The sequence below is a fragment of the Bifidobacterium rousetti genome (genome assembly GCF_008698235.1).
Lineage (GTDB): Bacteria > Actinomycetota > Actinomycetes > Actinomycetales > Bifidobacteriaceae > Bifidobacterium > Bifidobacterium rousetti.
The window spans coordinates 1-1363 of sequence record NZ_PEBH01000031.1; the positions used below are offsets into that span (position 1 = coordinate 1).

Here is a 1363-nt window from a genome sequence, read left to right on the forward strand (position 1 = left end):
GGTAGTGCCCGGATTCTTGCGCACTTTGGTCTTCGCCCGGCTCTGCGACGATGATCAGTTCGCTGCCTGTACGGTCTCACCGAGCCGGGACATGTCGAGGTAGCGGCGCGTCGACCACTCGTTGGAGGTCACGTAGCGCACGCGCGCGCAGACGAGCATCAACGCGCTCCTGCCGTCCGGGAACGAGCCGACCACGCGCGTGCGTCGCCTGATCTCGCGGTTCAATCGTTCGATCATGTTGTTCGTGCGGATGCGCCGGCGATGCTCGCGCGGATAGTCGTCGAGCAGGTAGGTCGTGGTCTCGCCGATGCCCTCGCGCAGGCATTTGGCGGCCTCCCTGAGCTTGCGCGATTCCATGTCCTTGGCGACGGATTCCGCCTTCTCCAGGGCCTTGTCGCGTGATTCCATGGAGAACACGGCCTTGAGCGCGTCCGCGGCCCACTGCCGGTTCCTGGGGTTGACCTTGGCGAGGACATTGCGTTCGAAATGCACCATGCACCGCTGATAACGGGCGTTGGGCAGCAGTTCGTTCACGGCGGCCACGAGCCCCGCGCACCGGTCGCCCACCGCCAGCCGCACGCCCCTCAACCCGCGCGCGAGCATGCCGGTGATGAACGAACGCCAGCTTTCCGCATCCTCCTTCATGCCCTCCGCCACGGAGAGCACCTCGCGCCGCCCGTCCATGCCGACGCCGATGGCGACGAGCACGCTCACGTTCTCGACCGAGCCGCCCCAGCAGCGCTTGTGCCATACGCCGTCCATGAACACGTACGGGTACTCCTGCACGAGCGGGCGCTCCCTCCACGCGTCGATGTCCGCGTAGATGCGCTTGAGCTTGTCGGAAAGGGTCTGCGAGGGCATGCGGTCGCCCCACAACAGCTGGCTGACGTCATCGACCTGACGCGTGGACACGCCGGCCAGGTACATGTCGATCAGCGCCTCCTCGACGCTCTCCTCGCGTCGCCGGTAGCGTTCGATCACGGCCGACTCGAACACCGCGCCCTTGAGCTTGGGCACCTTCAGGCTCATTTTCCCGGCCTTGACGGTCAGGTCACGCTTGTAATGGCCGGCCCGGTACGCCTTCCGTTCCCCGCTGCGCTCGTAGCGCGCGGCGCCCGTGATCTCGTCGGCCTCGGCGTCGAGCATCGCGTTCAATGTCTCCTCGACGCTTTTCCTGACCATCCGGTCCAGGGTGGTCTCCAACATGGCCTGGTCGACCTGTAGAATCTGCTGTGACATGGCTTCGTGCTCTCTTTCCAATCGCGATTTGTTTTGTTTGGCGACAGAAAATCGTACACAGGACACGGGCCATGCCCTCTTATCTCAAGCCCGAACCAAAGTGCGCAAAATTTCGGGCCTTATC

Annotated in this window: 1 protein-coding gene; it reads right to left on the reverse strand. The window is 64.2% G+C overall.

Annotated features, from left to right (window positions below; all coding sequences use genetic code 11):
- Positions 1-54: 54 nt before the first annotated feature.
- A complete protein-coding gene (locus CSQ85_RS12910) occupies positions 55-1239 on the reverse strand; it encodes an IS256 family transposase (RefSeq protein ID WP_150384354.1) in 1185 nt (394 codons plus the stop codon).
- Positions 1240-1363 lie beyond the last annotated feature (124 nt).

Bases quoted from the DNA above. Each gene is read 5' to 3' on its own strand.
- CSQ85_RS12910 (WP_150384354.1), bottom strand. From the start codon at position 1,239: ATGTCACAGCAGATTCTACAGGTCGACCAGGCCATGTTGGAGACCACC.